20 protein-coding genes and 5 pseudogenes are annotated in these 25520 nt (G+C 60.9%); 5 read left to right on the plus strand and 20 right to left on the minus strand.

Annotated elements, in window-relative coordinates; genetic code table 11:
* Positions 1–6: 6 nt before the first annotated feature.
* Both NJU76_RS24545 and NJU76_RS24550 read right to left on the minus strand, forming a co-directional pair.
* Positions 7–645: pseudogene (locus tag NJU76_RS24545) on the minus strand (IS630 family transposase); the annotation flags it as partial.
* A gap of 46 nt (positions 646–691) precedes the next feature.
* A pseudogene (locus tag NJU76_RS24550) lies at positions 692–889 on the minus strand (transposase); the annotation flags it as partial.
* Between the two features lie 137 nt (positions 890–1026).
* On the opposite strand from NJU76_RS24550, the pseudogene NJU76_RS24555 reads away from it, so the two are divergent.
* From NJU76_RS24555 to NJU76_RS24565, 3 genes and pseudogenes are all read left to right on the plus strand, one after another.
* Positions 1027–1997, plus strand: a pseudogene (locus NJU76_RS24555) (transposase).
* A 22-nt stretch (positions 1998–2019) separates the two neighbouring features.
* Positions 2020–2292, plus strand: a pseudogene (locus NJU76_RS24560) (IS4 family transposase); the annotation flags it as partial.
* Between the two features lie 103 nt (positions 2293–2395).
* A complete protein-coding gene (locus tag NJU76_RS24565; RefSeq protein WP_254533037.1) occupies positions 2396–3046 on the plus strand; it encodes a pyridoxal-phosphate dependent enzyme in 651 nt (216 codons plus the stop codon).
* Between the two features lie 376 nt (positions 3047–3422).
* On the opposite strand, the pseudogene NJU76_RS24570 reads toward NJU76_RS24565, so the two are convergent.
* Positions 3423–3715 (minus strand): annotated as a pseudogene (locus NJU76_RS24570) (transposase domain-containing protein); the annotation flags it as partial.
* Positions 3716–3789: 74 nt separating this feature from the next.
* On the opposite strand from NJU76_RS24570, the gene pyrE reads away from it, so the two are divergent.
* Complete coding sequence (gene pyrE / locus NJU76_RS24575; protein ID WP_254533038.1) at positions 3790–4335, plus strand: orotate phosphoribosyltransferase; 546 nt, start codon at positions 3790–3792, stop codon at positions 4333–4335.
* A 449-nt stretch (positions 4336–4784) separates the two neighbouring features.
* Here the strand turns inward: pyrE and NJU76_RS24580 are convergent, their stop codons facing one another.
* The 17 genes from NJU76_RS24580 to NJU76_RS24660 all read right to left on the minus strand — a co-directional run bounded on the left by NJU76_RS24580 (position 4785) and on the right by NJU76_RS24660 (position 23073).
* The gene (locus tag NJU76_RS24580) at positions 4785–5078 is read right to left on the minus strand and encodes a Rieske (2Fe-2S) protein (protein ID WP_254533039.1); all 294 of its coding nucleotides are present in this window, start codon (positions 5076–5078) and stop codon (positions 4785–4787) included.
* Between the two features lie 286 nt (positions 5079–5364).
* A complete protein-coding gene (locus tag NJU76_RS24585; RefSeq protein ID WP_254533040.1) occupies positions 5365–5667 on the minus strand; it encodes a helix-turn-helix domain-containing protein in 303 nt (100 codons plus the stop codon).
* A 116-nt stretch (positions 5668–5783) separates the two neighbouring features.
* Positions 5784–8120, minus strand: coding sequence for a xanthine dehydrogenase family protein molybdopterin-binding subunit (locus NJU76_RS24590; protein ID WP_254533041.1), 2337 nt, complete (start codon positions 8118–8120; stop codon positions 5784–5786).
* Between the two features lie 139 nt (positions 8121–8259).
* Positions 8260–9411, minus strand: coding sequence for an XdhC family protein (locus NJU76_RS24595; RefSeq protein WP_254533042.1), 1152 nt, complete (start codon positions 9409–9411; stop codon positions 8260–8262).
* A gap of 58 nt (positions 9412–9469) precedes the next feature.
* On the minus strand, positions 9470–10744 hold the full coding sequence (locus NJU76_RS24600) for a vWA domain-containing protein (RefSeq protein WP_254533043.1): 1275 nt from the start codon (positions 10742–10744) through the stop codon (positions 9470–9472).
* On the minus strand, positions 10737–11597 hold the full coding sequence (locus NJU76_RS24605) for an AAA family ATPase (protein ID WP_254533943.1): 861 nt from the start codon (positions 11595–11597) through the stop codon (positions 10737–10739). Before NJU76_RS24605 ends, NJU76_RS24600 begins: the two co-directional genes overlap by 8 nt.
* A 239-nt stretch (positions 11598–11836) precedes the next feature.
* On the minus strand, positions 11837–12721 hold the full coding sequence (locus NJU76_RS24610; RefSeq protein WP_254533044.1) for an FAD binding domain-containing protein: 885 nt from the start codon (positions 12719–12721) through the stop codon (positions 11837–11839).
* Positions 12721–13221, minus strand: coding sequence for a (2Fe-2S)-binding protein (locus tag NJU76_RS24615; RefSeq protein ID WP_254533045.1), 501 nt, complete (start codon positions 13219–13221; stop codon positions 12721–12723). The genes NJU76_RS24610 and NJU76_RS24615 overlap by 1 nt, the downstream gene beginning before the upstream one ends.
* Before the next feature lie 55 nt (positions 13222–13276).
* Positions 13277–13867: an SRPBCC family protein gene (locus NJU76_RS24620; protein ID WP_254533046.1), complete on the minus strand. Its 591-nt coding sequence runs from the start codon at positions 13865–13867 to the stop codon at positions 13277–13279.
* A gap of 139 nt (positions 13868–14006) precedes the next feature.
* Positions 14007–14897, minus strand: a complete 891-nt coding sequence (locus tag NJU76_RS24625) for a DUF6282 family protein (RefSeq protein ID WP_254533047.1) — start codon at positions 14895–14897, stop codon at positions 14007–14009.
* A 72-nt stretch (positions 14898–14969) separates the two neighbouring features.
* Entirely contained in the window at positions 14970–15743 is a 774-nt protein-coding gene (locus NJU76_RS24630; RefSeq protein ID WP_254533048.1) for an enoyl-CoA hydratase/isomerase family protein, read from the minus strand.
* Positions 15740–16972, minus strand: coding sequence for a CaiB/BaiF CoA transferase family protein (locus tag NJU76_RS24635; RefSeq protein ID WP_254533049.1), 1233 nt, complete (start codon positions 16970–16972; stop codon positions 15740–15742). Before NJU76_RS24635 ends, NJU76_RS24630 begins: the two co-directional genes overlap by 4 nt.
* A gap of 5 nt (positions 16973–16977) precedes the next feature.
* On the minus strand, positions 16978–18465 hold the full coding sequence (locus NJU76_RS24640) for a tripartite tricarboxylate transporter permease (RefSeq protein ID WP_254533050.1): 1488 nt from the start codon (positions 18463–18465) through the stop codon (positions 16978–16980).
* Between the two features lie 3 nt (positions 18466–18468).
* Positions 18469–19017, minus strand: coding sequence for a tripartite tricarboxylate transporter TctB family protein (locus NJU76_RS24645; RefSeq protein WP_254533051.1), 549 nt, complete (start codon positions 19015–19017; stop codon positions 18469–18471).
* Entirely contained in the window at positions 19017–20060 is a 1044-nt protein-coding gene (locus NJU76_RS24650) for a Bug family tripartite tricarboxylate transporter substrate binding protein (RefSeq protein WP_254533052.1), read from the minus strand. Before NJU76_RS24650 ends, NJU76_RS24645 begins: the two co-directional genes overlap by 1 nt.
* A gap of 130 nt (positions 20061–20190) precedes the next feature.
* Complete coding sequence (locus NJU76_RS24655; RefSeq protein ID WP_254533053.1) at positions 20191–21315, minus strand: mandelate racemase/muconate lactonizing enzyme family protein; 1125 nt, start codon at positions 21313–21315, stop codon at positions 20191–20193.
* A gap of 51 nt (positions 21316–21366) precedes the next feature.
* Entirely contained in the window at positions 21367–23073 is a 1707-nt protein-coding gene (locus tag NJU76_RS24660; protein WP_254533054.1) for an acetate--CoA ligase, read from the minus strand.
* Positions 23074–23244: 171 nt separating this feature from the next.
* On the opposite strand from NJU76_RS24660, the gene NJU76_RS24665 reads away from it, so the two are divergent.
* Positions 23245–25395: an acetate--CoA ligase family protein gene (locus NJU76_RS24665; RefSeq protein ID WP_254533055.1), complete on the plus strand. Its 2151-nt coding sequence runs from the start codon at positions 23245–23247 to the stop codon at positions 25393–25395.
* Positions 25396–25520 lie beyond the last annotated feature (125 nt).

Consider the following 25520-nt stretch of genomic DNA (forward strand, 5'->3'; position numbering starts at 1 on the left):
GAGCGTGACGAGCGGTCGTTCGATGTGAGGATCATCCACGTACCAAACTCGGCGCGAATTATCGTACGGCTGTGGTTTTGACGCGTCAAAGAAGCTGAGGACGGTGCCGCCATCGGTGCAGACCTCATCGTCAACAACCCAGCCGTCGTCATTTTCACCCTCGCGTTTGTTGTGTGGCTGATCGTCCTCGTCTGGATTCTCCGGCTGGTGTGGACGCTTTGGCCGTAGTTTTGCGTAGGAGAGCCCGAGATTCCGAAGAAAGGTACCGAGATAATTTGGACTGTACTGGACACCGAATTCTTTCTGGAGGAGGTGCTGAATCTCCTGTGATTTCCAGGGCTGATCTTCACGAAGCATCTCAACCAGCTCTTCTTGTTGGTCTTCGTCGAGTTTCGGGGGTCTGCCGCCCCCGAAACTCGGCATAAGCTCTTCGAAGCCACCTTCATTCCAATCTTCCGCCCAGCGGGTCCCGGTGGCTGGAGATCGGCCTTCTCGATCGGCAGCCTCTGGAATCGTATCGCCTTGATAGAGATTCTTGACAAAACCAATTCGTCGGATATGGTGCTTGTCTTCGGCCTCTCGCAGTAACTCATCAATCTCTTCCTCTGGCAGGTGACGCTTAATCTCCGTCCGGCGTGATCCCATTACCTATATATCAACTTCCACTTGCAAAAGTATTCATACACATTAGCGCGAAGACCGTGCCAGTCTTGTCGTTGAACGTGCGGTCGCAATCTTTACAGAGATACCGCTGATATTCTCTATAGCTGCCGTATTTGATCACTGATTCAGACCGGCAGCGCGGGCAGTAGAGGCCCTCGCGCCAGCGAACCTGCTGGAGCAGGTTCGCAGTGCTTGCCTCCGAGTTCAGTACTTCAAATGGGAACATATTGAGTGACGTGAACGCGTCACCCTTGCCCGCTACGATTTCCCAGCGACAGCGTTACTGACCAACAGAGGCTGTCATAGAACGATTACCACACCAAAGAGCAGGGTGAACGCTGAGGTGGAACGAGTTCAGCGACCCTGCAAGATGATCCTTCGGTAGAGTCGTTCTTCAATGTCGTGGAAACCGAGACGCTAGCGTTGTTTGAGCACCTCACCTTCAAGTTTCTCGAAGAGTTTGACGTGTTCGCCCCGGCGGAGACGGGGCGAACATGAGACCACGAACCACCAGAGCTGATGCATGGCTTTTTCCACTGCTACTACAAAGACATCTACGACATCCGTCCCGTTGAGCGAGAGCTTCGGAACACGGTTGTCTGGTTGAGCTGTGGCTTCGATCGACCGCCGTCGAGAGACGCGGTCGATCGCTTCCTCACCGACCTGATCACATCGTTGACAATATCTTCACCCGTCTCATCGATCAGGCCGCGGCAGGCGGCCTGCTCGACTTGACCTACTGCATCGATTCGACTGACGTGAGGGCGATGCCAGCCGACCCAGACGCGTCGAAGTGTTACGATCCAACCGAGGACGAGTACTACTACGGCTGTACGATCGTCTCGACCGGACAAAAGATCCCGATTGCAGCCGAGTTCACCGAGAGCAAACAAGCACCGGAAGGGACGGCGATGCGCATCATACGTGACGCGCTCGCCGTCGAGGAACCAATCTGGATGGTCGGTGACAGTGCCTACGACCCGCTTGACTGGCACTACCCCTGCGGCCAGCAGGTGGTCGTGCCAGTCGCTCCGTACAACGCACGGAACGCTGATGATCCGAAGGACATCGACTAAAGGGTCGAAGACCGCATCGAAAAACACAGCGAGGACGTCCAGCTGAAGCAATCAACGCTAAACGAGACGTACAACCGGCGGAGTGGCGTCGAACGAACCAACGAATCAGTCAAGAACTGCGGCCTCGGGCGAACGCACGCCCGAGGCCGCATTCACGCACGAGCACAAGTATTCCTCGCGCTGTGCCTTCGTCTCGTCGTCGCAATCACCAACTACGAACGTGGAGACAATCCGGAAAGTACCGTGATCACAGTGTGAGAACTCTTCTATGACACCCTCGTATGCGGCGCTGTTATCCTTGATCGTGAGTCGTGAATTGCTCAGTCTGGTTATTGAGCACGCAGACAACGATCTCGTGTTTCCGCCGAAATGCTGGGCGGCGACCTTCCAGTCGCACGCCCAGCTCATTCTCCACCGGTTGAGTGGCTACCTCGGGTATTCTCCACCACCACTGCTCGACCGCCTGATCGCCGACGCTCAAAAGATTCACAGACAACGGCCGGTTCTCCAAGAACAACTTGCTACCGCCATCAAACCGACTGCTGAGGCCTAACTAAAGACCAATGACTGCTAAAGTTTGAGCGTCTAAACTAGGCCGAGCGAGAGTTCACTGACAAGCCCCGACCTCAAGGGTCGGGGTTGTTGACCACGATACGATGGCCCTCGGTGGCCCCATCGACATAGAATTCACAAATTCGGATTCACCCCGTCACGTAGCGGGCCAGAAGATAGTAGCATTCGAAATCTGCGAGTTGTTCGCCCTCAATGTTCCCGACACCATCGCGCTCCCGGTCAGTAGCGGCAGCAACGCGAGTGTAATCTGGAAGGGGCTACGCGAGCTACGGGCGGCAGGTCTTCTCGACACGCTCCCGCGACTCTACTGGGTGCAGGCGGCCTGTGACCCTATCGCCCGCGCTTATCGCGACAGTGCCCAAGAGGTGACCCGGGTCGAATCTTCCGAGACAGTCGCCTACTCCATCGGAAATCACGACCCGCCAAGCGGGACGCGTGCGTTGCGGGCTGTTCGTGAAACCGGTGGGGCTGTGGTCTATGTCTCCGAGAATGAAATTCTCGACGCGACGGCGGCGTTCGCAACCGAGACGGGTCTGTGCGTCGAACCGGCCTCAACGGTCGCACTCGCCGGCGTTCGCACGCTTGCGGACGTTGGAGAGGTCTCCGACGACGAGGAAGTCGTGTGCGTCGCTACCGGAACCGGGTTCAAAGAACTCGACCACCTCGACGCCGGATCCGACGTACGGACTATCGAGCGCGAACACCTCGAGGAAATATTGGCCAGTCTTACATGAGGATGAAACGCTGACCAGTTTCATGTGATTAGTTCGAATCGGAGTCTGGATATCTCGACCACTGCCGGGTAACACATCGACCTCCATCGTATCTCATACTCGACGCCGGTGGATTTCTACACTGATCCCCTCCGCTACCTCAAAGGCTTTCGGCGGATAGCTGAGTACGTCGAAGGGGCTATGATACGCAGACTTGCAGAGGACAAAATAGCTGAATAGCTCGAACTACAAGCTCAGCAAGAGATCCGTGAACTCGAGCGTGCGTAGGTAGTCGCTGGACCTGACGGTACAGATTCTAACTGAGAGAGGGCAGTCAGAAACTGTCTCCATCGACGAGAAATACCGTCACGAAAAGATCGTGTTTCTCGGTGAGTCAATGCAGCAACGTAGCGGTTGGATCGGTGCCTCGCCACCCAAAAACTGCGCCGTCGAGTATGAGCCGTGACTCGAGGTCGATTGCAGCGTATAAAGACCAGTCGCCGTTGATCTTGACAGTGGTTTCATCAGTAGCGACTCACGATGGCTTCGCCGTCGGCGGTCTGGCCCACTGTCAACCAGCCGATGTACCTAGTGGCAGATTGCTTGATGAGAGCGTTCAACGCCGGTCAAACGAAGAATCGCTTGTGCCTCTCGAAGCGAACACCTGGTCGCTCGAAGGCGGAGGGCAAACACCCCTCATGGCTCCGTCGGTAGACTCTACAGCGATCCGATGAGTATTAATTGTTCCGCGAGCGAACAATTGTATGGATTGGCAGCAGCTCCGGAATGCGCTCAAGGTGGCAGACGCCATCAAGTACGGCGAGTTCGACCTTTCGCAAGGGGGGACGTCCGAGTACTACATCGATAAGTATCTATTCGAAACGAACCCGGACTGTCTCGAACTCATCGCCGAAGCGTTCGCCGAACGAATCCGACCGGCGGAGGGACCGAGAACCACGAGGCTCGCTGGGGTTGCACTTGGCGGGGTTCCCTTAGCCACCGCCACGAGCGTCGAACTCGGTCTACCCTACGTCATCGCACGGAAACAACGGAAAGCACACGGACTCGGGAACCAAATTGAGGGCGCGCTCGAACCAGACGACAAGGTCATCGTACTCGAAGATATCACTACAACCGGCCAGAGCGCAATTGAAGCAGTCGAAGTACTCCGGGAGGCCGGGGCGGTCGTCGACGAAGTTTTCGTCGTCGTCGATAGGGAGGAAGGTGCGACAGCGAATCTCGCGGCGCAGGACGTCGAACTCCGATCACTTCTGACAGCCTCGAAATTGCTCGACAGTGGACACCAGTGAGCTGTAACAGAACAACCATCGAAGCGTCTACGCGTTCGTGGAGTCCCAGTGTTCTAGCGGGACTGCCGACGGGCCGCCTTAGCGCTCCGCTACGTTAAAGCGACAGTAGGAGAAGCAAGAACATAATAGACGTGAAATGGCGTCGGGTTTTGTCCACATAGTGGCGGATCATCTTACTCTCGTGGCCGATCACGTTCGAGTAACTATTCAAGATGCTGCTGCGGACGACGGACGTCATAATTATCGTGGCGTTCTCGCCCGCAGCAGTTGCCGCCATCTGATTCGCCGATCTGTACGCCCAACTCGCGATGAGGGTGGAGTCTGGGCTTGGCGGCGGCGCGAGCCGTCGAAATGGTGGAATTACGTAGTGACGAGATCAGCTGGATCTATTGAATCATTCAGTCACCCGTAGATGTGGATCGGCACAATCCAGTGACCATTTAAACGGGTCAGGGGAGTTTGTCTGCGTAGAGCCTGTCCTCTCGGACTTGGACGGAGACGGACGGCAGCGTTTCGTTGGCGCCCGTGAGACATTCACCGGTTTCGGGATCGAACTTCCATCGGTGATTCGGGCACAGGAATACGTCGTCCCTGGGTTTCACCCGCCCTCGCTGGTGTGGACAGATTGCGCTGTACAGCGCGATCTCGCTGTCGTTCCGTTCGTGTAATAGGTATCGCCCGCCGTTGACGTCAACCTGGCATGGAGTTGTTTCGAGGAGGGATTTCGGCCCGATTTCGACCATGCTCGCCAATGGCCCTTGAAGCCGTTAGTCGTTTCTGTCGAGCGCTCGCCCGAGATCGTTTCTCGCCTTCGGATCGATCCCATGAATTCGACGATCGACGTATATAGATTTATTATACGTCGTAATATATGTGGAGGTATGAAATCGCCTACGGGACGCGAGTCCGGAAATGTGAGCGAAGTTGTGTTCGACTGTCCGCGCTGTGAATCAACGATAACGCGTCGCGAGGGATGTCTCATCTGTGCCGATTGTGGGTTCGCTCCCCATCACGGGGCCGATTAAAAGCTTATTCGTCGAGGACTACCTCGAGCACTTTGCTCTGGGCGGCCGCAAGGTGCTCCACGAACGTCGCCGGCGCGATCCCGAAAACGTCGGCGATGTTCTTCGCGTTCGCATCCTTCGGGTGATCGAAATAGCCCATCCGATAAGCTGTCTCGAGGACTTCGCGCTGTCGGTCAGTGAGCTGTGTCCGGTCGATAAATGCGAGCGCCTCGTCCCGCGAACGCCGCTGGGGTCTGATGAGCTTCTGGGGTCCCGGCGGCAACCGGATCAAGCTAAGCGCCGAGATGGCGACGCTCGGTCCCGACACCGAAACCGGGTTCGGGTCCTCGAGGTGGAGTCGAACACGGTCTCTTCCTGGGGCGGTGTGGCTTCGGAGCAGGCGTTCCTCGAAGAGAGCTCCTGGGAAGGGTCGAGAGCTGGTTTTTACTCGTCGTTCCTATCGATCGCCTTCCAGATCTTCTCGGGCGTCAGCGGCGTGTCAATCTCGGTGCTGTCGAAGCCGAGGGGGTCGAGCGCGTCAGCGACGGCGTTAAGAACGGCTGCGTTCGCGGCGATCGGGCCAGTTTCACCGATGCCTTTGGCCCCGAGCGGGTTGTCTGGCGCTGGGGTCGAGACCTCGACGGTCTCGACATTCGGGACGTGGAACGACTTGGGCATGGCATAGTCTTGGAGAGTGCTGGTGACCATGTTCCCGTTGTCGTCGTAGACGACATCCTCGTACAGTGCCTGGCTGATCCCCTGTGCAATACCGCCGTGGAGCTGTCCTTCGACGATCTTCGGATTGACGCGGTTACCGGCGTCGTCGACGGAGATGTACCGTTCGAACTCAACGTCGCCGGTCTCGGTGTCGACCTCGACGACCGCGGCATGGACGCCGGAGGTGATCGCCATCTGTTCGGGGAGGTAGTACGTCGTTGCCTCGAGGCCGGGCTCGTCCGGCACGTCCCATGCACGGTGGGCTTCCGAAGCGACCTCCTGAATCGTCATCGAGCGATCGGGTGCGCCTTTGACCCAGAACTCACCGTTCTCGAACTCGATGTCCTCTTCGGCTGCTTCGAGCTGGTGGGAGACGATCGAGCGACCCTTGTCAATCACGTCGTCCGCGCTCTCGGCCAGTGCGGAACCGCCGACGACGAGTGAGCGACTTGCGTGTGTGCCGACGCCGTCGTTGAGGTGTCTGGTGTCACCCTCGATGATTTCAACGTCCTCGATCGGGACGCCGAGCTTGTCGGCGACGATCTGGGCATAAGAGGTCTGATGTCCCATCCCGAAGTCCATCGTTCCGCAGTAGGCGGTAACGGTTCCGGACTGGTGGACGGTGATGCGACCGCTCTCCCAGTGGGTTTTGAAGATACCGTACTCCTTACAAACGTCAGCCGGACCGACGCCGCTGACGTGGGTGTATGCCGAGAGTCCGATACCGAGGTAGCGTCCTTCCTCTCGGAGTTTCTCCTGGCGTTCACGCAACTCGTCGTAGTCCAGCGCCTCCAGCGCCTCGTCGAGTGCCTGCTGGTAGTTACCGCTATCGTACTCGGTGCCGGTGACCGTCTCGTAGGGGAACGCGTCCTCAGGAATCTGGTTTTGCCGGCGCAACTCGGCCGGGTCCATCCCTATCTCCTTTGCTGCCTCGTGCATCAACCGTTCGATGAACGTGATAGCGGCCACCTCGTGGACGCCCCGATAGGAGTCGAGACACGTCGCGTTGGTCAGCGCACCCCGAATCCGGGTGTAGAGGTTCGGCAGTTCGTACTGACCGTTGATCACCTCGATACAGAGCACCGTCGTCAGCATGTGGATATGCGAGGAGACGTAGCCGCCGAGGTCGGTGAGACCCTCGACTCGGACGCCCAGCAGGTTTCCGGACTCGTCGAGGGCGGCTTCACCTTCGAGGTTCAGGGCTCGTCCGTGCGAGGAGGTCTGATGGATCTCGCTCCGTTTGGCCTGCCACTTGACCGGCCGCTCGAGTTCCCGGGCACACCAGGGAACCAGCGACTCGACGTCGTAGTTGTGGATCTTTGCCCCGAAACCGCCGCCGACACGGGGAACCTGCACGTGGATCTTGTTCTCGGGATGGTGGATAATGCCCGCGATGGCGTGGCGGTCCGAGTGGGGCGTCTGGGTGCTCATCTGGATCTCAAGCTGGTTCGATGCCGAGTCGTAGTCGGCGATCGCCGCCCGTGGCTCGAGCGGGTCCGGGATGAGACGTTGTTCGTTGACGGTGGCGCTGGCGGTGTAGGCAGCCTCTTCGAACACCGCGTCGACTTCCTCCTCGTCGCCGAACTCCCAGTCGTAGGCGACGTTGTCGGGGTAGTCCTCGAACAGCGTAGGGGCGTCCTCCTGGATCGCCTCCTCAGGGTCGGTTACCGAGTCGAGACGTTCGTAGTCGACGTCGATGCAGTCGACCGCGTCGTGGGCGGTGTACCGATCCTCAGCGAGCGCGATCGCGAGTATTTCGCCCTGGTACCGAACGCGATCCCTCGCGAGGACCGGTCGGAACAGTTGGGGTTCGACCTCGATGTAATCGGTCGACATCGAAGGGATCTTCCGCGGGGCCGGCGTCTCCGCTTCGTCCATGTCTTCGGCGGTAAACACTGCGACGACGCCGTCGAGAGATTCGGCCTCGGTTGTGTCAATGCCGTCTACCTTCGCGTGTGCGTGCTGGCTTCGCAAAACGGCGGCGTGTAACGCACCGGCCACGTCGATGTCGTCGGTGTACTCCGCGCTGCCGGTGGTAAACTCCGCGTCTTCCGTACGATTCACTCTCGCTCCGATCTGGCCGCTTGTCGTATCTCCACTCATTGGTACTGGGTTCTTGTCATGTACTCCCTTGCGCCGGACGGGATAAATAACTATGCGAATGATCTAACCGCTTGTCATCACACAATTAAGGTTGCTCGGTTCAATCGTCGGCCTCGAGTTCGATTCGGCCGTGGATCGGCGACTTTCGCTCCCGGAGGTGACCGGGCTCGCGGTCGTTGTGGACCGCAAGGACCTCACCGACGATGCTCGTAGCGATGCCGTATGGCGAGCCGTCGCCCAGGTCGAGTCCGATCGGCGTGTAGATCCGGTCAATCTCGGCGGCGGTAAGCGGCCGGTCCTCGGCCTGGAAGGCCTCGAGCATCTCCTCGAAGCGCTCGTCCGGTCCCATCAACCCAATGTGTTCTGTGGGCGTCTCGAGCAACGAGTCGATCGCGAGCCTGTCGTCGACGAAATTATGGGTCATCACGACGACGTAGGTCTCCGAATCGATCGGAACCGACTCGGTCAGCCGCGCTGGCGACGTCGAGATGACGCGGTCGGCATCGGGGAATCGCTCCTCGGTCGCGGTACCACCGCGGAACCCGGCGACCGTGACCTGGAAGCCGGCCTTGGCGGCGAATTCGACGACCGGAACGACGTCGGGACCGCTCCCGACGGCGAGCAGTCGCGGCGGCGCAGTGATGGGATTGACGAACACCGTCGCTGTCAGCTCGCCGTCTTCGACCTCGACGCTCGCTGACGCGTCCTCCTCGCGAAGGGTCGCGATCGGGTCGGCCAGCTCCTCAAGCAGCCACGCCGGCCAAGCGTCGGCGTCGGCGTCGTCGACGCCAGTCACCTCCTCGCCGGTCAGGACGGCCCGGTCGCCGACCTCGAGATCGGACCCGTCGGCCGAAAGCGCCGTTAGCACCACCTGGTCGTCGCCGTCGCGGTAGCGCTCGACGATCGGGCCATACTCCGCCCCAATCGGTTCGACGAAGACATCGATGACGCCGTTACAGCCAATGCCCAACCCCCATACCTCGTCGTCGCCGGACAGGTCGAACCGCTCGAGCACCGGACGGTCCTCCGCGAGCGCGGTCTCGCCTAGCGCGACGACCTCGTCCTCGAGACAGCCAGCGGTGATGCTTCCGAGGCTCTGTTCGTCCGTGATCAGCATTTTCGCACCTGGTCGCCTGTACGCCCGTCCCTCAACGTCGACGATGGTCGCCAGCGCGGCGCGCCGGTCTACGTCGGCGACCTCGCCGATCGACTCGAGAACTTGCGGTTCCGGGACACTCCAGCCTGCAGTCATGTCTTGAGTATATGATGTCGTGGCGCATAACTTCACTGGTCGAACTGCGACCGCCCGGCTATCCCGTCGGCAGTCGGCTCCCGGTCGCTCGCTCGTATCCGAGCGGCTGTGTCCCGTCATAGCGCTCGAGCTGGCGGGCGATCTTACGGGCGTCGTCGATCCCCGCGAACGCGAACAGGCCGTCAACGAACGGCACCGCCGCAGCCATCCCGCGACAGGTCGGCTCGTACGTCGACGACGTCGCGAGCGGGTTCCACCACAACACCAGCGACGCACGCCGGGTGATCCAAGCCATCCCGTCCTCGAGAATGTCGACGTCGCCTGTCTCGAAGCCGTCACTTATGACGATCACCGCGGTCCGGCGGTCAACGGCGTGGGGGTACTCCTCACGGATCCTGGTTATCGCCTCGCCGATCTGGGTGCCCCCGCCCCACTCTGCCTCAAGCCGCTCGAGAGCGTCGTAGGCGTCGGTCGGCGTTCGCTCGGTGAAGGCGTCGGTCACCTCCTGCAGCGACGTGTCAAAGAAGAACGTTCGCACCGACCGACTGGCCGCCTGGAAGCTTGCCAGACACCGAACGAGGAAGTCCCGGTCGATCACGTCGAGTACCGACCGGCTCACGTCGACGAGGAATAGACACCGCGTCGCCGTTCGCTTTCGGGCTCGCGTCGGCATCGAGACGACGATGCCGCCGGTCCCGTAGCTCTCCCTGAGCGCCCGCCTGACGTCGAGTCGACCCCCGCTGTCTGCCGGCGCGTACCCTCTGCCGGCTAGCTTCGCCAGGGCGTCGCTGATCCGCTTGGTGACCGCCTCGAGGTCGTCGTCGGTACCGCCAGTCCGGGCGGAAATCGCCGTCGACCGGCCACGCCGGCTGTACCCCGCGACGGTCTCGTCGTCCTCGTGTGGTCGCTCGTCGTCGCTTTCGGAGGCTAGCCCCATCATCAGGCCGGCCGCGTCGATCTCCGCGTCATCCCCGCCCTCCAGTGCCGACGGGTCGGCGTCGGGCAGATCGAGAATCTCAGGACTGCGATCGGGCTCGCGGGCGTTCTCGGGATTGGACCTCCCCTCGAGTTCGGCGACGAGCTGGCGCCAGAACGCCGCGAACAGCCGGTCGAACGTCTCGACGTCGCCTGGATCGGTCACGAGTGCCGCACGGAGTCCCGCTCTCGTCCGTTCCCGGTCGACCGCCCCGAGTTCGGCGAGCACCCGTGCGGCGTCGAGACTGGCGGTCGCGGAGACATCGACGCCCGCCGTTCGCAACGCTCGCGTGAACTCCACGAGCCGCCAGCGGACGCGTTCGACCGTCAACAACGCGTCACCGGCGTCGTCAGTCATCGGTGGATGCGGACTCGCGGGCGCTGGCTGCAGCCGCTTCGAGGTCGTCGACGAGCGTCTCGATCTGTTCGACGTCCTCGACTTCCTTGAGGAGACAGCCGGCCGTCTCCCGGATCTCGTCGGCGGTGATTTCCCCGTCACCGGCTCCGAGTTCAACCAGTGAGCGGGCCCAGTCCAGGGTCTCGGCCACGCCCGGCTGTTTGAGCAGCGGGTGGTCCCGAAGCTCCTGGGTGACGCCACACACCTCGGCGGCGACGGTATCGTCGAGTTCCGGAACCTTCCGGCGGACGATCTCGAGTTCCTTCTCGAACGACGGCGGCTTGACGTGGAGGTAGAGACAGCGCCGCTTGAGCGCGTCGCTCAGTCCCCGCGTCCGGTTCGAGGTGATGACGACCACCGGCGGCGTCTCTGCCCACACGGTCCCGAGTTCGGGGATCGAGAGCTGGAAGTCCGAGAGCAATTCGAGCAACAGTGCCTCGAACTCCTCGTCGGCGCGGTCGACCTCGTCGATCAGCAGTACCGGTGGCGTCTCGCCGTCTCCCTCGAGTGCGCGCAACAGCGGCCGTTCGAGCAGGTACTCCTTGCTGAAGACGGACTCCTCGGCTTCGATGCCGCCCTCGCCGGACTGGACCGCAAGTAGCTGTTTCGTGTAGTTCCACTCGTAGAGTGCGTTCTCGGCAGTGAGGCCCTCGTAACACTGGAGCCTGACGAGGTCGGTGTCGAACCCACTTGCGAGTACCTTCGCAAGTTCGGTCTTACCGGCGCCGGGCTCGCCCTCGACGAGCAGGGGTTTCCCGAGCCGAAGCGAGAGCAACACCGTCGTGACGAGGTCCTTCTCGGCGACGTACTCCATCTCCTCAAAGGCGTCGAGGAGACGTCCCTCGTCGAGGTCGGCGAATGCACTCGCCGCCGGTTCCGTTCCCGTCCGCCCGCTTCCGGTCACAGTCGCTCACCCCCGAGCCGACGACCGCTCGACGAACTGTTAGTGATCACTGGTAAACGTTGACGCTACTCGCTTGTCAATTCGTCGGTGGATAACCGACGTAGACACCTCGTTGACTTCGTTCGATAGAACGGAACAGTCGGGCGGTCTCAGACTGTCGTCGTCGGCGCGTCGATTCGGTCGGCGGCCTCGTTTAGAGCCCGCTCGGTGTGCACCCGAAGCAGCTGGGCGCGGAACTCGGCCGAAGCCTGGATATCGTCCATTATCATGAACTCGTCGATGTCCTCGTCGGCGCGTTGGGCCGCCGCCTCGAAGACGTCCTCCTCGATGGTTTCGCCGACCAGGGCGGCCTCGACCGGCTCGAGGCGGACTCCACGATCCAAGACACCGTTTGCGGCGACGCGGGCGGACTCGATCCGGTCGCCGTCGGTCTCCATGGAGACAGCGACGCCGACCAGCGCGTAGCCCGACGATGGGCTCGGCTTCTTGAGGTAGGCGCCGTGAGCCTCGGGCCGACGTGGGACCTCGATCCGGGTCAGGAGTTCGTCGTCGCCGATCGCCGTCGCGTACATTCCAACAAAGAAGTCGTCGGCGTCGATCGTCCGCTCCCCGCCGGGACCCTGGACGACGATCGTCGCATCGGCCGCCAGCACCGCCGCAGGCAGGTCCGAGGCCGGGTCGCCGTGGGCAATGTTGCCGCCGATCGTCCCGCGGTTGCGGACCTGGATGTCACCGACCTCGTGGGCTGCCTCGACGAGGACGGTGCGTTCGTCCCAGAGCTCGTCGTCGTCGGCGATCGTCGCATAGTTCGTCAGTGCGCCGATCGAGATCGTCCCATCGTCGCGCTCGATGCCGGTCAGCTCGTCGATCTCGCCGATGTCGACGAGCGTGCCCGGATCGGACAGTCCCGATTTCATCATCGGGATCAGGCTGTGTCCGCCCGCGAGAATCTTCGCCTCGGGGTTGTCCGCGATCAGCTCGAGGGCGTGATCGACGCTTTCGGCCCGGTAGTAGTCGAATTCGGGCGGATACATCAGTCGTCCACCTCGGCGGTCGCCGTCGTCTCGCGCATCTTCTCGGCTGCCGACTCGACAGCCTTGACGATATTCTGGTAGCCGGTACACCGACAGAGGTTCCCTTCAAGTGCCTCGCGGATCTCCTCCTCGTCCGGGTCGGGGTTTCGCTCGAGCAGCTCCTGTGTCGTCATGATCATTCCGGGTGTACAGTAGCCACACTGGAGCCCGTGCTCCTCCGAGAAGCTCTCCTGGATCGGGTGCAACGAGTCCCGGTCGGCAAGCGCCTCGACCGTCGTGATCTCGGCCCCGTCGGCCTGTACGGCGAACATCGTGCATGACTTTATCGCCTCGCCGTTGAGGTGGACCGTACAGGCGCCACACATGCTGCTTTCACACCCGACATTCGGACCCGTGTAGTTGAGCTCGTCACGGAGCGCGTGAACGAGCAACGTTCGGGACTCGACCGTCAGTTCGTATTCTGTCCCGTTGACCGTGAGCGTGATGTCGTGTTCCGTCATTGGTAGCTGTCTTTTGTGATAGCGTGTGTTCCGAACCCGATCGGTTCCCGAGAGATCATATCAGCCCTCGGATCCGATCGCGCAGGCCGGAAGACTCGTCGCTAACGTCTGAGAGCTGGTCCTCAATCCGATTGAAGAACCGGTTGATGACCCGCTTCGCGACGGGGTTTATCACACGCTGTCCGAGCTGTGCAACCCGACCGAAGACGTCCGTCTCCGCCCACCACTCGACGGTGGCGCCGTCGTCGGTCTCGACTAGCGTCATGCCCGACTCCATCTCGAAGGAACTGTTCGATGCGCTTCCCTCCGCGGAGGCATCCATCTCTGGGAAATCCCGGCGATCGATTGTCACCACCGTTTCGAACCGCGGGTTCACACTGCCGACGCTCAGCTGTATCAGCGTCGCGTACTTCCCGCCCTCGACGAAGGCTCGTTCGGCGACCACTTCCGGGTCCGCGTCCGGCAGCGTGGGTGGATTCTCGTCGGTCGCCTCGGCCTCGAGTTCGTCGAAGTCGGGCTCGCCCTCGACGCGCATGAGGAACTTACAGCCCGGCAGCGCGTTCTCGATCATCACGGGATCGGACAGCGCTAACCACACCTCCTCGGTCGTTACGCCTTCTAGAGTGAATTCTCCATTAAACTCCATGTTATCACTTCAGTACTGGTTCCGCATTCGTCATTGTTTCTGCCCTGGACTAACAGAGACAGTACCACACTAAAAAACCTTGTACCGACAGCACGCTCGAGCCGACCAGACCGAAGGCGATCCGATCGTTCTACCGACATCACTCCCGGTCGACCAGCAACGATTTCGGGTTCTCCGCAGCCATCGTCTGGAACTCCGCTGTCGAGAGCCCCTCGGCCCGGAGCGTTTCACCGAGAATGCGCATACTCTCGGGAGAACTCGGGTTCACCTGCTGTCCAACGTCACTCGAGAGCACGCACCGATCGATGCCGAGTGCACGGATGTTCTCGTAGAGTTCCTCGCTCGAGATCCACCGGTACTTCGGGCTCAGCCCCATAAACGGGAAGTTCATGTACGCGCCGAGATCAGCGAGGGTCCGCTGTTGTTCGATCGAGAGGTCCGTCACGTGGTAGTTCGGATGATCGACGACGACTCTCTCGTGATCGTCGTCAGCAAGATACTCGACGATCGCGAGGGTCTCCTCGTAGGAGAGATGTCCAACACAGAAGACGACGTCGTGGGCGACGACCTTGTCGAGACAGAGCCGGACGTCCCGGCGCAACTCGCCGTCTTCAAGTGCCGTCACGCCTTCGCGGTCGTCGTACTCCGGCCCAGCGTCGACGCCGAGGAACGCCCCGAGATCGCCGGTCCGGGACGCGTGGTGGGCCGCGTCGATCGTCGGAGCCCAGATCACGCCCGCGCCGTACTCGATCGCCGCCTCGACGGCGAACGGGTTGAACCCGCCGTTACAGTAGTTGAGGACGGTACTCCCGACAACCTCTATGTCGTATCCCTCCCGCTCAAGGAGACGATCGATGTATTCGACGCCATAGACGGTCGGCAGATGGTGTTCCTTGAGGACGATCGCGTCCATTCCGGCTCGTGCCGCTTCCAGAGCGGCCTCGTAGCCGTCGGTCCGCCGGTCGAACGGCGATGGACCACAGTGGAGGTGCAGGTCGACCAGTCCCGTCACGTCGATCGGATCGGTCATACCACGAGTGAGTACTCGAGAATATTAAACCTGGGTTGCGTCGAATCCACTGCCGACAGGCGGTGGCTCCGATTACTTCTCGTCCCGTTCGGCGCTGAGTCGACGGCGTTCGTCGGAGTCGTACTGTGCCCACCAGCGCTCGGTTTCGTTGGCGAACGACGTCGAGCGGTCGATCTCGTCGGCCGCCGCGTTGATGCTTTCTTTTGCCTTCGCAAGAGCGTTGGCGCCGCCGTCCCGGAGCGAGGCAACGAGATCAGCGACGGCGTCGTCTATCGATTCCTGCATGGCGACGCGGTTGACGAGTCCGATCGAACGCGCGCACTCGGCGCCAATCCGTTCGCCCGACAGCACGAGCTCCTTGGCGGCGGCCTCGCCCACGAGTTCGACTAACCGGTACGTGGCGCCGCCGCCAGGAATCTGGCCAATCTGAGTCGTCGGAACGCCGAACTCGGCAGTTTCGGCGGCGATTCGAAGGTCACAGTACATCGCGAGTATTAGCCCACCGCCGAGACAGTAGCCATCGATCTGTGCAATCGTCGGAGGCCGGATAGTGCGGGCACTCGTCGCCATCTCGTAGGTATGCCGAGCGCGGGTTTCGTGGAAGTGGCGATCGTCACTGCTGTACTCGGACGTGTCCGCACCGCTCGAGAACGCCCGGTCGCCGGCACCGGTGACGAGGACGAGTTCGACGTCCGAGCGCAGATTCAGTTCGGCGAAGGCCCGTTCGAGGTCGAGGACAGTCGCGACGTTCATGGCGTTCAGGACGTCCGGTCGATCGATGGTCACCGTTGCGACGCCGTCGTCGACCTCAACCTGCAGATGTCGATAGGGGCCGTGATCGATCATTGGTCTTTACCCCCTCGATCGGCCGACTCGACCAAGCCGATCACGCCGGCTGCAGCGAAGGATTCGATCTCCTCGGCGTCGTACCCGAGGTCACAGAGTAATTCGATAGTGTCTTCGCCGAGCGTCGGCGCATGGCTCTCGAACCCGCTCTCGGCCTGCTCGAAGCGTAACGGGTGTTCGACGACTGGGACCCCGTTCGCAGTGGGGTGGTCGTGATCGGTCACCAGGTTCCGGGCGCGGGTGTGCTCGTTCACGAGGGCCTCCGAGACGTCGTTGATCGGGCCAACAGGGAGGCCGTGTTCGTCGGCCAACAGCGTCACCCACTCGTCGACGGGACGGGTTCGAAACGTCGCCTCGAGTTCGGCGACGAGTTCGCCCATGTGCTCGACCCGATCCGGGTTCGTCTTGAACCGCTGGTCGGTCGCGAGATCTTCACGATCGATCGCCTCGCAGAACTCGACCCAGAGCTTCTGGCTACCGATGGCGACGGCGAGGTAGCCGTCGGCGGCCTCGAACGTCTGGTAGGGCGCGATGACGGGATCCCGCGTTCCCATTCGTTGTGGCGTGTTCCCGGCGAACACTGCGCCGGCGTGTTTCGTGAGATACGGCAACATGGCATCGTACATGGCGAGTTCGATACGGTCTCCCTCGCCTGAGTACTCGCGTTCGTAGAGTCCGGCGAGGACGCCGTGAGCGACCCAGTTCCCGGTAATGAGATCCGAGATTGGGATACCGGCTTTAACCGGTGGCCGGTCGGGTTCGCCGGTGACCGACATGACGCCAGTCAGTCCCTGCATAAGCAGGTCGTATCCCGACCGGTCCGTCCACGGTCCGTCTTCGCCGAAGGCCGAGACCGAACAGTACAGCAATTTCTCGTTAATGTCGGCGAGCGATTCGTAGTCGATCCTGAGCCGTTCTGCGGTCCCGGGACGGAAGTTCTCGACGAAGACGTCAGCGTCCGCAACGAGATTTTCAAGTATCGCCAGTCCCTCGTCACTTTTCAAGTCGAGTTCGATGCTTCGCTTGCCGTAGTTTACCGTCATGAAGTACGGCGATTCGCCGTCGATGAACGGCGGACCGGCTGATCGCGCCGGATCGCCGTCTCCCGGACGTTCGACTTTTATGACCTCGGCACCGAGGTTCGCGAGAATCAACGTGCCGAACGATGCGCTGACGTAGGTTGAGACATCGATGACAGTAACGTTGTCGAGTGGCTTTCTGGATTCCATGTGTCCTATACAGGTTCGGTACGACTGTGGTTGAGCTGTTTCTTAACGAGCGGACCGAACAGAACCGCCGCGATGAGGACGACGAGAACAATCGATAGCGGTCGGTCGAGCAGGACCGAGGTGCCGCCTAGTTCCATCGTCCGGTAGAGGTTCTCCTCGACGATCGGTCCGAGGACGATCCCGAGGACAAACGCGATGATTGAGTAGTTGTGCTGTACCATGTAGTATCCGAGGACGCCGAACGCAACCACGAACGCAAGATCGAGCCAGTTGCTACGGATGGCGAAGGAGCCGGTAACTGCGAAACAGATCACGAGCGGGATGATGTAGTCTGTATTGATGTGAGTGAACCAGTGGCCGGTTCGGGTGACGAACACCATCCCGAGCACGAAGATGATGACATTTCCGACGATCAACGCGAGAAACGTGGCATAGGTGATATACAGCTCCGCGCCGAACAGTTCGGGACTCGGCCGGATTCCGTGCATCAGAAGGCCGCCGAGCAGGATCGCGGTCGATCCGCTACCGGGAATGCCAAACGAGAGCGTTGGGATGAGCGATCCGGCGACGGTGCCGTTGTTGGCTGCTTCTGACGCGATGACTCCTTTGGGATTGCCGCTCCCGTAACTATCGTCGTCGTCGCTTCTGACGGCTTCACCGTAGGAGATAAAATTCGAGACCGAAGCGCCCGATCCTGGGACGGCTCCGATCCCGAGACCGATGAACGACGATCGAATCGTCGTCAGGGGGTTTTTGAGCACTTCCCAGAACCCCGATTCGATGCTGCCAGTGAGTTCAACGTCATCGTCCGCGATGCTACCCGGTTCGGCAGCCAGACGCATCATCTCCCCGATCGCGAACACACCGATGAGAGCGACGACGAAGGAAATTCCGTCCTGCAGCTCGAGAAGGCCGAACGTGTACCGTTGTTCGAACGTCATCACGGGAATTCCGACGGTCGTGAGCAAGAGCCCGAACGCGCCGGCCGTGATCCCTTTGACCATCGACCCGCGGGTGACGACCGTGATCAATACAAGCCCGAACATCGCGATGAGAAAGTACTCGGGTGATCCGAACAACAGCACCAGCTCGATCAGTATGGGCGAGAGCAAAATGACGGTGAGTATCGACAGCGTTCCACCGACCGCTGAGGCAGTCGCAGAGACGGCGAGTGCCTTACGTGCTTTCCCGAGACGGGTCATCGGATAGCCGTCGAACGTCGTCGCCGCTGCCGCGGCGTTGCCGGGCGTGTTGATGAGGATCGCCGCGATACTCCCACCATACATCGCCCCACTGTAGATGCTTATCAGGAGGATAATTGCGGTGATGCCATCAAGCGGCACGGTCAATGGCAGAACGACTGCCATCCCGAGGTTCGGACCGATCCCGGGTAACGCCCCGACGACGATCCCGAAGAGGAGTCCGACCACGAGCCACAGTATCGTCGGCCACGAGAGAACGATGCTTCCAGCGTGAGCGAGTTGATCGAGCATTGTTCAGACGACGACGAGCAGGAACCCCTTGTGAAGGTCAACGTTCAAGAGTACCATGAATCCGTACGTAATCACGAAACCAGTGATCGACAGGCCGATCCGTGCGATCCACTCGAGCCGAAACCACGACGTGTACCCGAGGACGAAGATCGGGGTTACCCAGAGCAACCCGACGATGTACGCACCGATCACGTACGCCACGAGTGCGGCCACGGTAAACGATGCAGCCGTGATCGGTCTGCCACGGGTCTTGTCCGTATCGGCTGCCGTGGCGTCCTCGTCGAGCCAATCTGTCTCGTCGCTGTAACTACTGAGTACGTCCGTCGACTCGGCGACGTATTCGTACAGTGGGCTCGGGAGATACTCGCGAATCAACAACAGGACTGTCCCTACGATGGTGACTGAACCGGCGAATTGCGGGAAAAACGCAGCGCTCTGGGCGAACTGGAACGACTCGACAAGCATGTACGAGGCGATCACGAGTATGACGACGAGCATCACGTGCTCGGACGTCACACCAACTCCGGCGTCGGTGGATTTGTCGGTACTCATCAGTCTCGGAACTGTTCTAGGTCGATCTCATTACGGATATTTTCCATTGCATCTTTCGTTAGCTGGTCGACGTAGTCCGGACCACCCATGTACTCGAGGTGGAGTCCGCCTTCGTCGGCCCAGCTCTGGAGTTCGTCGCTCGTGATCGCCTCCTCGGCGGCGGAATCAAGCCATTCGACGTGTTCGTCCGGTGTCTCCGGTGGGGCGTACGTCACTCTGGTAATCTTCCCGATGTAATCGAGACTTGGGTATCCGAAGTCGCCGACGGTGTCCACGTCGGGGAATGCCGCGATTTCCTCGTCGACGAGACCGACGACGATGTCGAGTCTATCGGACATCTCTTCGGCCGTTGTAACCGTAATGATCCCGACGGGAACTTCGCCGCCGGCGACGGCCTGGCCGATCCCCCCCGAGCCGTCGTAGGGAATGTAGCTCTCCCAGGGGATATCGAACTCGGTATTTTCCTTGAGAATCGTCGCCACGACATTGAACTGCGTCCCCGGTTGCATGCCGGCGAACGACTTGAACTCGCCGTTCCGATAGCGGGAGGCCATGTCTTCGAAGTCTTCGACTTCCTCGTCGGGATTTGAGACGATCACAAACGGTTCCACAGCGTGACCGGCGATGCCCCGGAAGTTTTCGAAGCTGAAATTGACGTCCTGAATCAGCGAGGGAATGATGTCTCCCGGAGCGTTGAACGGAGCAATCGTGTGTCCGTTCGGTTCCGACGTCACGAATTCGCTCGCACCCGTCATTCCACCGGCGCCCGGGACGTTATCGAACTCGACTGTTACGTCGCGCTGTTCGGATACCTTTCCCCAGATTTTCCGGGCGTAGATGTCGGTCCCACCGCCTTCCCCGAACGCGATGACCGTCCGGATCGTCTCGCTGGGGAACTCGCCGCCACCGGAATCGACCCCACCCAGGCAGCCGGCCATACTCGCGACCAGCGTACTTCCACCTACCGCCAGTGCGCGTCGGCGGCTAATCGGTCCGATGCGGTTCCCCTGGCCACAACAGTCGTTGTTGTTAACATTTCGCATGGCTCGTCCCGAATATATGCATAGTATGCAATAAAACTTTTTCCAGAATGTATACACGTATGCCATGGACCGTGCAGTCAGGTATTGCGGGATCGATCGCACGGATAAAAACGCATTCAAGTATTCGGCGTCAGTATTCAACGCGGTACTCCGCGAGTGCGTCCCTGTCGAGTTCGATGCCGATCCCGGGTCGATCGGGCGGCGAGATTCGACCACCGTCGGCGACGGAAAGTTCGTCCTGATTGGCCGCGTACGGACTCGCAACGAACTCACCTGGATCCTCGAGTTCGTCGTCCAGCACACAAAACTCGATCAGCGAGCAGGCAGAGCTCGCGGCAGCCACGTGCAGGCTCGCCGCGTAGTTGACCGCCGGCCCGAAGGCGTGGGGCACAATCTGTTTGTTGAACGCCTCGGCGAGAACTGCGACCCGGTGGGCGCTCGTGACACCGCCACAGTGGTCGAGCGACGGCTGGTAAATGTCGAGCGAACCCGCACGGAGCAGATCGACGGCCGAGTAGTGCGGCGTGTGCGTCTGGAACCCGGCGACCGGAACGGATGTTCGACGGCGAAATTCTGCGTAGCCATCGATGTCGGTGTGCGCGATCGGTTCCTCGAACCAGACGAGTTCGTGCTCCTCGGTCGAGGATGCGAGCCGGACTGCGTCGGTGAAGTCGTAGGATGTGTTCGCGTCGATCGCCAACCCGAACCCCGTGGGCAACTCCGGCGCAATCGCTTCGATCCGTTCGCGGTCCTGGTCGACGCCCAGTCCCGCAGTAATCTTGAGACAGTCGAACCCTTTCTCGGCGAGCCAGTGGGCGTCCTCGAGTAATGCTTCTGATTCCTTCTGGATCGGAAAGGTGGCATAGGCATGCAGGTCGCCGTGAGCACCACCCAGCAACTGGTAGAGAGGAACGCCAGCGTGTTTCCCCGATATATCCCAGAGCGCCTCGTCGATGGCCGAGAGCGCCTTGTATGCACCCGACCGCTTCACGTGAACGTACAGGTTGGACCAGTGTTCGTTAATCGCGAGCGGATCCTCCCCGACGAGATACTGTTCGAGCGATTCGATAGCATGAGTGAGCGCAATATTGTCTTCGACTCGTTGTCTGTGAAATGATTCTCCGATTCCCGTGATACCCTCGTCCGTATGGATCTCCACGAGCACCGATCCAACCTCGACCGAGCCGATCGACGGAATCGATGTCGATCCAACACCACTCCGCAGTACGTGCGTGTCTATTGCCGTAATTTCCATCGTCATCCATGTTCGTAACGTGACTACTTCACGATTTGGGCGACCCACTGCTCACGACGAGGCTTCGACGTCGAGTTCCTCGAGTTCCGATCGCTTGATCTTCCCGGTCACGGTCGTCGGAACTTCGTCGACGAACGTGATCTCGCGAGGATACTCGTATTTCGCCAGGTTCTCCCTGACGTGGGTTCTGATCATGTCGGCGAATCCCTCGACAGCATCGACACCATCGGTGAGTTCGACGTATGCCTTGACGATCTCGCCGCGGCGATCGTCGTCGACGCCAATAACGCCGACCTCGGCGACCAGGTCGAGTTCGCGGATCGAGTCCTCGACCTCGGCCGGCCCGACGCGGTAGCCATTGGTGATGATGAGGTCGTCTGCGCGTGACTTGAACCAGAGCTGGCCGTTCTCGTCGCGATAGCCGAGATCGTCGGTGTTCATCCACTTGCCATCGGCGATGTACTTCCGGTTAGTCGCTTCCTCGTCGTTCCAGAGTTCGACGAACATGGTAGGGTCGGGCTTTCTGAGCCCCACGATACCGGTCTCGTCGACGTCACACTCCGTTCCGTCCTCGTCGATGATCCGGACGTCGTGTCCGGGGGCCGGATAACCGAGACTGCCAGGCTCGGCCTCCATCCATTGTGAACACGACGTCACGAGGTGCATCGCTTCGGTCTGACCGTACATTTCGTTCAGATTGGCACCAAGCGTCTCATTGACGTATTCGTGGAGCCGTTTCGAGACCGGCTCGGAGCCGGACATAACGACCTCCAGCGAACGGAGATCGTACTGCGACGCGTCGAGTTCGGCCATCGGCTTGAGCATCCCAGGTACCAGAACCGCGCGTGTCGGACCGTACCGTTCGATGTTCTCGAAGACAGTCTCGGGGTCGAATCCGGATGCAGTGTCGTGGCAGAACGTGGGGAACCCGTAGTGCCACGATCCAAGAACGAGATTGATACCGCCGATCCACGCCAGGTCCGGCGTCGCATACAGAAACGGATCCGTATCGTGCCAAGGCAACTCGAAACACATCTGGAAGCTCGGCAACCAGCCGAGCAGTGACTGGTGGTCCTGCAGGACGCCCTTCGGTCGCCCCGTCGTCCCGCTCGTATAGAGGATGAACGCGGGATCGTCTGCGGCCGTCTCGACGGCGTCGTAGTCGGGCTCGCCATCGAGATCCGAGAACGCGACCGTCTCGACCCCGTCGATCGAGGCCGGTTCGCCGTCCATCCCCACGACGCAGTCGACGCTCTCGACGTCCGCGAGTGCCTCCGCGAGCGTCTCCGTCAGCCCGCCGTCGATGAAAACGACCCGGGGGTCGCAGTCGCCAAGGCGAAATTCCAGCGCGTCGGCGCCGTACAGTACCGAAAGCGGGACGCTAATCCCACCTGTCTTCCACGCCGCCAGATGCGAGAGCATGACTCGGTCGCTCCGGGAGCTCATGATCGCAACCCGGTCGCCCCGTTCGATCCCCCGTTCCTTGAGCGCGTTGGCGATCCGGTTGGACTCTCGCTCGAGTTCCCAGAACGTGTACGTGTGTTCCGTCTCGTCTTCGATGCGCTGAAACAGCGCCACTCGACCGCGCTTGTCCGCGTGTCGCGTCACGACGTCCGTCGCGATGTTGAACGTCTCCGGGACCTCCCACTCGAATTCCTCCTGTGCTTGTTCGTAACTGTCGTACTGTCCGAGATTGGGAACTGGCTCCGATTCCCAATCTATCGATATCGATCCGAACTGTTCGCTTCTATCTCCCATGGGTCTGGTTCCCAATTGCGAGTATGTTTCGATACCTGGGGATAAAGATTTCCGGTTTCTAACGAACAGGAGCGGTCCCGTCCTCGAACTGATTCCGGGACAGTGTAATGTAAGAATCGTGTGATGTTCTATTCACAACCTATATTAACGGATTGGTGCAATTGAGGGCGTATGGCAAGCCGCGATCAGTCGTCCGACCGGATAGGACGTATTCTCGACCCGCAATCGATCGCCATCGCCGGCGCATCCGCCGACGAATCTAAGCGAGGATACATCGCAACCAAACGTCTGGAGGAATCCGACTACGACGGGGACGTCTACCCGGTGAACCCGTCCTACGAAGGCGAGATCCTCGGGAAAGAGGTCTACCCCTCGGTGTCGGCGATCCCCGACCGGGTCGACCTGGTGTACGTCGTCACCCCCGCCGGCGCGGTACCCGAGATTCTCGAGGACGCTGGCGGTGCCGACGCCGCGGGCGCAGTGATCTTCTCGGCCGGCTTCAGCGAAGTCGGTAACGAGGAGACCGAAGACGAACTCGTCCGGATCGCCGAGGAACACGGGATCCGGTTCTTCGGCCCGAACGTCATGGGCATGGTGAACGTCCCGGAGGACGTTTACCTGGGCATCGACGCGAGCTACTCCCCGGGCGGGCTGTCGATGGTCTCTCAGAGCGGGAACCTTGGGATGTACCTGGGCGTCGTGGCGAACGCGGAACGAAACACCGGCCTCAGCCACTTCGTCTCGATCGGCAACGAGGCCGACCTGAAGTTCCACGAACTGCTGCCCTATTTCGCGTCCGACGACGAGACCGACGTGCTCGTGTTGTACGTCGAGGGGATGTCCGAGGGACGAGCGTTCCTGAAGGAAGCAGCGCGGTTTTCCCAGGAAAAACCGCTCATCGTGCTGAAAGGTGGCCGGACCGGCGCTGGAAAATCATCCGCAGCGTCCCACACGGCATCGCTGGCCGGAGACGCGACCGTCCTCGAGGACGTCTACTCCCAGGCCGGGATCGTTACCGTCGACAGTTTCGACGACATCGTCCCGGTCGGACAGGCGCTGACGGGCCAGCCGGCCCTCTCCGGGCGCAACATTGCAGTCATGACCGAAGCAGGCGGGGTGGCGACAACCTCCGCCGACTCCCTCGTCGAGCACGGGTTGACCGTCCCCGAGCTGACCGAGGAGACGCAGGACAAACTCGCCGAACTGTTCCCGTACTCCCCGAACCTCGAGAACCCAATCGACACGATGGTGTCCGGAGAGACGGCGTCGGTACACGACGACGCGGCCGAGATCCTCCTCTCTGACCCGAACATCGACGGCCTGTTGATCTGTGGATCCTACGGCGGCTACGGCGTCGGCGGCACGGGGATCGAACTCCCCACGGACGAGGCGTCCGCGAAGGCACAGATCGAGTCGGCGCGTCGCATCGCACGACTCCCCGCGGAGTACGACAAGCCGGTCATCGTCAATAGCGCGTTCACGCCCGAGGAGTCCGAGGCACTCGCGATCTGTCGCGACGCCGGCGTTCCGGTCTACGACTCGTTCAGGGACGCGTCGCTCGCGTTCCAGGCACTCGCAGATTACAGCGAGTTCCTCGAAACAGCCGACGAACGATCCGACTTCGCCACCGACTCGGACGACGGCGGTCACGAGGCGATCCAGGAGGCAAGCGAGGGCGTGGTCCTCACCGAAGACGAGGCAAAGGGGGTGCTCGAGGACTACGACATTCCCGTCGCTTCCTACCGGCTAGTCACCTCCGCCGAGGACGCCGTCCGGGCCGCGAGCGAGTTCGACGGTGACGTGGCGATGAAGATCGTCTCGCCACAGATCCAGCACAAGACCGAGGCTGGCGGTGTCTCGTTGGGTGTTTCCGGCGTGGAAGACGTACGGGCGACCTACGAAGAACTCCTCGCAAACGCCGAGGCGTACGATCCCGGGGCGACTATCGACGGCGTCCTGGTTTCGCCGATGCTCGAGGAGGGCGTCGAAGTAATAATCGGGGCGACCCAGGACGAGGAGGTCGGCCCGGTCGTGATGTTCGGGCTCGGAGGCATCTTCGTCGAGGTGCTCGAGGACGTCACATTCGGGGCCGTCCCGCTGACCGAACGCGACGCACGTCGCATGATCGAGCAGATCGACGGAAAGGAACTGCTCGAAGGGGCCCGGGATCGCCTCGACGTCGACGTCGACGCACTCGTCAACCTGCTCGTGGCCGTCTCCCGGCTGGTCGCCGAGAACCAGGAAATCACCGAACTGGACCTCAACCCCGTCTTCTGTTACGAGGACGGCGTGTCGGTCGTCGACGCAGGAATCTCTCTGTGAGATTCGCCGCAACCGACGCGGTACCCGCGAGCCACGTTCGGACGCGAAAATCGATTTCTCACCGATCGCTTCGTTCGACGATCGCTCTTCTCGTCTTTCGTTTCTGGGAGTCGATCTCCGACCCG

The organism is Natrinema gelatinilyticum (assembly GCF_024266705.1).
Lineage (GTDB): Archaea > Halobacteriota > Halobacteria > Halobacteriales > Natrialbaceae > Natrinema > Natrinema gelatinilyticum.